The following is a 5,477-nucleotide window of genomic DNA, read 5'->3' on the forward strand; positions in this document are numbered from 1 at the left end:
AATGCGGCATTAAAGGAAGCCGCCGAAGGCCCGCTGGCGGGCATTCTGGGATTTAGCGAACTGCCGCTGGTTTCCGAGGATTTCAACGGCAACAGGCTTTCATCTGTGGTGGATGCGGAAAACACCTATGTTATTGACAACATGGTCAAAGTCCTTTCCTGGTATGACAATGAAACCGGCTATTCCACCCGCCTGGTGGACCTGGCTGAAATGATGGGAAAACAGCTTTAATTCCGGAGGTGGCCATGACAACGCGCAGACCCATGATCGCCGGCAACTGGAAGATGCACAAAACCTGCCCGGAAGCAGAAGACACGGCCCGGGCCCTTGTGGGGCAGCTCACCGGCAAAGAGGAAGCAGAGATTATGATCGCTCCGCCGGCAACCGCCCTGGTGCCGGTCAGTCGCATCATCGGAGACACCCCGGTGCAGCTCGGTGCCCAGAACCTGTTCTGGGAAAACCAAGGGGCCTACACCGGAGAAGTCTCAGGCCCGATGCTGGTGTCAGCCGGATGCCGGTATGTGATCATCGGCCATTCCGAACGCCGCCAGTACTTCGGGGAAACCGACGAAGGCGTGAACAAAAAAATCAAGGCTGCTGTGGCCGCCGGACTGGTTCCGGTGATCTGTATCGGCGAAAGCGAAACCGAGCGCGATGGCGGAAAAACGTTTTCCGTGCTTGACAAACAGATGGAAAAAGGGTTAGAAGGACTGTCTGAAGATCAGTTCAGCCAGGCCGTCATGGCCTATGAACCGGTCTGGGCCATTGGCACCGGCAGAAGCGCCACCCCGGAGCAGGCACAGGAAGTCCACGCCCATGTGCGGCAATTTCTGGAAAAACGCTTTGGGGCACAAACCGCCGGGGCCGCCCGGATTTTATACGGCGGCAGTGTCAAGCCGGCAAACACTGCCGAACTCATGGCCCTGCCCGACATTGACGGGGCACTGGTGGGCGGCGCAAGCCTGAAGCCGGAAACATTTGCTGAAATTATACATTATAAGCGTTAAATCCAATGCATCTACTGATTATTATCATTCATCTGTTTGTCTGCTTTTCCTTAATCGGCATTGTTTTGCTGCAAACCGGCAAGGGTGCCAGCATGGGCGCCATGTTTGGGGGAGCCGGCAACCAGACACTGTTTGGCAACACCGGGGCCTCCACGTTTCTGGGCAAGATTACCACCGTGGCAGCAGTAGTGTTTATGGTCACGTCCCTGTCTCTGGCCTATATCTCCAAAAGCGGGGACAAGTCCGTGGTTGAGGATTTTCAGCCGGCTGCGGAAGAAAGCCTTCCCGCAGACCAGGTGCCCCCTGCACCGGGCGGCGAGCAATCAGCACCGGATGAGCAGGCGCCCGCAGCGCCGTCAGCAGACGACAACCCGCAATAACAGCGGTTTACATCCAGTTTGTGCCGAAGTGGTGGAATTTGGTAGACACGCTATCTTGAGGGGGTAGTGGGCCACGCCCGTGCCGGTTCAAATCCGGCCTTCGGCACCACAAATTATTAATAATTTTAGGGGGTTATCCAGCTGGGTGACCCCCTAATTTGTTTGCACAATGTTAAGCAGAATTTCGGATTCGACGGCTACGGATGCGGCCTCTGCCAAACCGTTGTTCCCTGTGAGTCAACCATTCCTCCCGGCAAGAAAGGCCGACCTGTTCTTTTATTATAATCGCCATTGCCATCACGCATGCTGATATCTTTGAGAATATCCACGGTCTGCATCATTCATGTCGAAAGCTTTAAAAACCGGGCGTTTATCGCCACGATCATGGTGCTCAAAGACATGAGAACGGCACCGACTGCCGGTGAGAGAAGAATGCCCCAGCTATAGAGAACACCGCCTGCCAGTGGTATGGCAAAGGCATTGTAGCCCGTGGCCCATGCCAGGTTCTGCAGCATCTTCCGGTAGGTGGCCCGGGACAGGTCCAGAATGGCCACTGCATCCATCGGGTTGCTCCGGACCAGGATGATATCGGTCGCCTCCACGGCCACGTCCGTGCCGGCACCGATTGCGATCCCCACATCGGCTTGGGCCAGGGCCGGCGCGTCATTGACGCCGTCTCCGGTCATGGCCACGGTCAGACCGCGGGACTGGACTTCTTTCACCTTCTTGGCCTTGTCCTCTGGCAGCACCTCGGCGAAATAGTCATCCAGGCCGATTTCTTCTGCTGTAGATATACGCCGTGGCAATGGCAACGGCGATCAGGGTCATCATGCCGGGCTGAAATTTTTTCAGCTCGTCAAATATCCCTTTTAAAAACGGCCACCCGCCGTAGAAAAAGATCGCCGATGCCAGGGCAAACAACACGTATTGATCGCCCGCAAACCCAAGTTCCCCCAACCCCAGAAAAGACTGGATCATGGGGGAGAGAAGCAACACTGGCAGTGTGATAACAAGGGATATATAGAAGCGTTTTTTGAAATCCGCCACAATGTGGGCGTGATGATCGCGATGGCCGCCATGATCCCCCTGGCCATGGCCGGAATGCGCCTTTTGGTGCCCGGAGGAAGCGTGATCGTGTCCGGATTGTCCCCCGCCATGTGACTCACCTGAATCATGCGGCTGATCTTTCCGGCTTTGCACGTTCAGATCTCGCTGCGATTTATCCTGTGTCCCTGTCAAGACATACTCCTTTGAATAAAGGTTGTCCCTTAAACGTCGAGCTGCTGGATCACTTCTTTGAGCTTCTTTGCCGAATACTGAAACATGGCGACTTCTTCGTCGCTGAGTTCCATGAAAAGCTGGCGTTGAATCCCGTTTTGACTGAGCACCGCAGGCAGGCTCATGCAGACGTCACCGATACCATAATATCCGTCAATCAGGCTTGAAATCGTCAGCACACTGTTTTCCCCCCGCAGGATACTGCTCAGGATCTGTATCAGCCCGAGGGCTATGGCATGATTGGTATAGCCTTTTCGATTGATGATTTCATAGGCGGCCCTTTTGACCTGGTTGAACAACAGGTCCTGATCGTCTTTTTCACAGGATATTTGACTCATGGCACAATAGTGGTCAAACCCCATACCCGCAATATTGACCTGGCTCCAGACCGGCACCTCGGTATCTCCGTGTTCACCGATCACAAAAGCCTGTACATTTCTGGCATCCACCCCGCAGTGGCGGCTCAGCAGAAAACGGAAACGGGCTGTATCGACCACAGTGCCCGACCCGATGACCCGATTCATGGCAAACCCGGAAATCCGGTGCGCCACATAGGTGTCGATTAACACAATTTCAGAGGCCATGCCGGTGGTCATTAGAGCAAAAGCAAACGTGGCGCCCACCTGTCCGAGCCCCACGACTGCGATTTTTCGGGAAGTGCCGATGTCAAGGGGTTTTTGGGCAAGATATCGATCCGGATTACTGGAAAATGCCTCCTGGCATGCCCGGGTGCAAAAGTGATAAGTCTTTCCCAAATAGCTGAACTTGTGTTGGGCGCTTCGGTCATCAACCTCCATGCCGCAAACCGGATCTCTTGTCATTTTTAACTCCTTTTCTCCCCGGTAGCATAGATCCTCATGCCTGCCGGCATCATCTTTGAAGCCACCTGACCGCCGTCGGAAGATAGCGGATTCAAGGGTGCAAATTTGGAGAGGCCCGGAAATACTGTTCGGGACGGCAAGCAACCCTTACCATCGAAGCTTACAGCACTTATTTGTTCCTTCAGGGAAAGCCGGCAGGTATCCGTGTTGCAAACATCCACAACCAGGTTCGGCTGGACTTGACGAACGATTTCCAAAGCTTCTTGCCCGTTGCATGCCTCTCCCACGATCTTTATTTCAGAATGGTTTTTGACCATACTGACCAGTGCATAGCGCATTAGCTGGTGGTCATCCACAAAAATTACGCGAATGTCTCTGAGATCAGTTTCTTTTTCGGTCGTATCTGACAAGACAGACTTCGGATGCTCCTCAAAGTGGGATAACCGGGGAACAGTGTCTTGAACAAGATTGTGCGGAATCACAAGTATAATGCGGTTGCCATATCCTGGAGCACTATCGATTTTCAGATCGATACCCATATAGTTGGCCCGTTCCCTAACACTGAGCAGGCCCAAACTTGTTTTCGGGTTTGAAGTCTCGAGTGTATCGGGATGAAATCCCCGGCCCTGGTCGCGGACAGATATTCGGGGAGGTTCTGAGTAGCTCCCTCCAGATGCAGTTTGGTGCTGGCCAATACCTGCTGCAAATCGTCTATCAGGATGCCACGGAATTTAACATTGTAGGGTTGTCTCGGAAAGAAATCGTTCCTCAGGCCAATGGCTGCTGCTTGCTGCTCACTTCCATCGCTTGAATCCAGCCGCATGCGGGACACGAGGTAATTACTATTGAGAATCCCTCGTCGTCAACCACCTCTTGCTGTAAGTATTCAGATGAATTTCCGCAATCAGGGGCTTGGTGTTAAATGGGCTCACCACACCTATCGCAGAAAAAAATCATGTCTTCCTTTTCCGTTTTTTCCCGGTTAATAACACGGTCCTGGGTCTGCAGGTTCCAATCCTCATGCTTCATACAATTGGTACACACAATAGCCTCATTAACATAAATCGCTGCAATTTCATTCTGTTCAAACTCCATAGTACCTCCTTTTTCGATCCTCAAGAACCGAAAGATTTATTTTTCCGGTCTCCGCTCAAGTCGGATTCGCGGACATGACAGGACCTCGTGAGGTTTGATCACGGGATTGTAAGGGCCCCATGCCTCAAGAAAACATCCGTATGCCTGGCTACACCAGGATCACATTATTCCGGGTTCCAAAGATATTGTCGCAGACTTGATTGTTGGCCGGATCAATACACCAGTCCCCGTTAACCCTGAATTTGTATTCATACCGTCCCGGCTTGAGCATTATTGCTTTTTCCCAAAATCCGCCCGCTTTTCTTTTAAAATGATGCTTTTGTGGATTCCAGCCGTTGAAATCTCCACCAATACAGACTTCTTCAGCATCCGGTGCAGTCAGTCGGAAAATAAAGCGTTTGCTTCCTTTATTGGTATTGCTCACAATGCACTCCTTTTTTTATAAATATGATGTGCCGCCTTCTGTTGAAACCCCTGAGAGGCGGTTAATGGTGCTTATTTTTGATTAAAACGTTTTTTATGGCCGATTTCAGGCGGTCCACGCCATGATGACCCATGTAGACAAGTGCGGGAAAGCCGGGAAATTGCTGCCTGAAATCAAGATAGGCGTTCCATGTTGCCGAGATGTCCGGGTGAAGGCTTATGATTGCAAGATTAAAGCGGGAAAGATCCAGTGAATTGAAATCATGCTTTTCGACTCCAATGAGTTGGACATCATAGCCATCCGCTTTTAATTCTGAGGATATGGTTTTCTCTTCCCGGGAGCCACGGCAGACGATCAAAATTTTTTTCAATTTTTCCTTTTCTCCTTTCGCTCAAGCTTTTGCATCAAAGCGGCAATTGCTGCTTTTGCCGTATTCAATGCAATTCGCCCCCTTTGGTGCAATTCGCCCGCA

The 5,477-nt window shown here is 51.9% G+C and carries 9 protein-coding genes, 1 tRNA gene and 1 pseudogene; 4 read left to right on the plus strand and 7 right to left on the minus strand.

Features of this window, described 5'->3' with window-relative positions:
- From R6U41_RS06445 to R6U41_RS06460, 4 genes and pseudogenes are all read left to right on the plus strand, one after another.
- A pseudogene (locus R6U41_RS06445) lies at nucleotides 1-231 on the plus strand (type I glyceraldehyde-3-phosphate dehydrogenase); the annotation flags it as partial.
- Between the two features lie 14 nt (nucleotides 232-245).
- Nucleotides 246-1,007, plus strand: a complete 762-nt coding sequence (gene tpiA, locus R6U41_RS06450; RefSeq protein ID WP_410269012.1) for a triose-phosphate isomerase — start codon at nucleotides 246-248, stop codon at nucleotides 1,005-1,007.
- A gap of 5 nt (nucleotides 1,008-1,012) precedes the next feature.
- Nucleotides 1,013-1,387 carry a preprotein translocase subunit SecG gene (gene secG / locus R6U41_RS06455; RefSeq protein ID WP_410269013.1) on the plus strand — a complete coding sequence of 125 codons (375 nt, stop codon included), beginning with the start codon at nucleotides 1,013-1,015 and terminating at the stop codon, nucleotides 1,385-1,387.
- Nucleotides 1,388-1,409: 22 nt separating this feature from the next.
- A tRNA-Leu gene (locus tag R6U41_RS06460) sits at nucleotides 1,410-1,496 on the plus strand.
- 232 nt (nucleotides 1,497-1,728) lie between these two features.
- On the opposite strand, the gene R6U41_RS06465 is transcribed toward R6U41_RS06460, so the two are convergent.
- From R6U41_RS06465 to R6U41_RS06495, 7 genes are all read right to left on the minus strand, one after another.
- Complete coding sequence (locus tag R6U41_RS06465) at nucleotides 1,729-2,193, minus strand: HAD-IC family P-type ATPase (protein WP_410269014.1); 465 nt, start codon at nucleotides 2,191-2,193, stop codon at nucleotides 1,729-1,731.
- The gene (locus R6U41_RS06470; RefSeq protein WP_410269015.1) at nucleotides 2,150-2,434 is read right to left on the minus strand and encodes a hypothetical protein; all 285 of its coding nucleotides are present in this window, start codon (nucleotides 2,432-2,434) and stop codon (nucleotides 2,150-2,152) included. Before R6U41_RS06470 ends, R6U41_RS06465 begins: the two co-directional genes overlap by 44 nt.
- 221 nt (nucleotides 2,435-2,655) lie before the next feature.
- The gene (locus R6U41_RS06475; protein WP_410269016.1) at nucleotides 2,656-3,486 is read right to left on the minus strand and encodes a YHS domain-containing protein; all 831 of its coding nucleotides are present in this window, start codon (nucleotides 3,484-3,486) and stop codon (nucleotides 2,656-2,658) included.
- Between the two features lie 2 nt (nucleotides 3,487-3,488).
- Nucleotides 3,489-4,025: a response regulator transcription factor gene (locus tag R6U41_RS06480; protein WP_410269017.1), complete on the minus strand. Its 537-nt coding sequence runs from the start codon at nucleotides 4,023-4,025 to the stop codon at nucleotides 3,489-3,491.
- Nucleotides 4,026-4,404: 379 nt separating this feature from the next.
- Nucleotides 4,405-4,581, minus strand: a complete 177-nt coding sequence (locus tag R6U41_RS06485; RefSeq protein WP_410269018.1) for a hypothetical protein — start codon at nucleotides 4,579-4,581, stop codon at nucleotides 4,405-4,407.
- A 148-nt stretch (nucleotides 4,582-4,729) separates the two neighbouring features.
- On the minus strand, nucleotides 4,730-5,005 hold the full coding sequence (locus R6U41_RS06490) for a glycogen-binding domain-containing protein (protein WP_410269019.1): 276 nt from the start codon (nucleotides 5,003-5,005) through the stop codon (nucleotides 4,730-4,732).
- A gap of 61 nt (nucleotides 5,006-5,066) precedes the next feature.
- On the minus strand, nucleotides 5,067-5,375 hold the full coding sequence (locus R6U41_RS06495; protein WP_410269020.1) for a hypothetical protein: 309 nt from the start codon (nucleotides 5,373-5,375) through the stop codon (nucleotides 5,067-5,069).
- Nucleotides 5,376-5,477 lie beyond the last annotated feature (102 nt).

Source organism: Desulfosalsimonas sp., from assembly GCF_046483245.1.
Taxonomy (GTDB): Bacteria; Desulfobacterota; Desulfobacteria; order Desulfobacterales; family Desulfosalsimonadaceae; genus Desulfosalsimonas.

Excerpts from the sequence above, each read along its gene's own strand:
- tpiA (WP_410269012.1), top strand. The coding sequence starts at position 246 with ATGACAACGCGCAGACCCATGATCGCCGGCAACTGGAAGATGCACAAA.
- secG (WP_410269013.1), top strand. The coding sequence starts at position 1,013 with ATGCATCTACTGATTATTATCATTCATCTGTTTGTCTGCTTTTCCTTA.
- R6U41_RS06475 (WP_410269016.1), bottom strand. The coding sequence starts at position 3,486 with ATGACAAGAGATCCGGTTTGCGGCATGGAGGTTGATGACCGAAGCGCC.
- R6U41_RS06480 (WP_410269017.1), bottom strand. The coding sequence starts at position 4,025 with ATGGGTATCGATCTGAAAATCGATAGTGCTCCAGGATATGGCAACCGC.
- R6U41_RS06485 (WP_410269018.1), bottom strand. The coding sequence starts at position 4,581 with ATGGAGTTTGAACAGAATGAAATTGCAGCGATTTATGTTAATGAGGCT.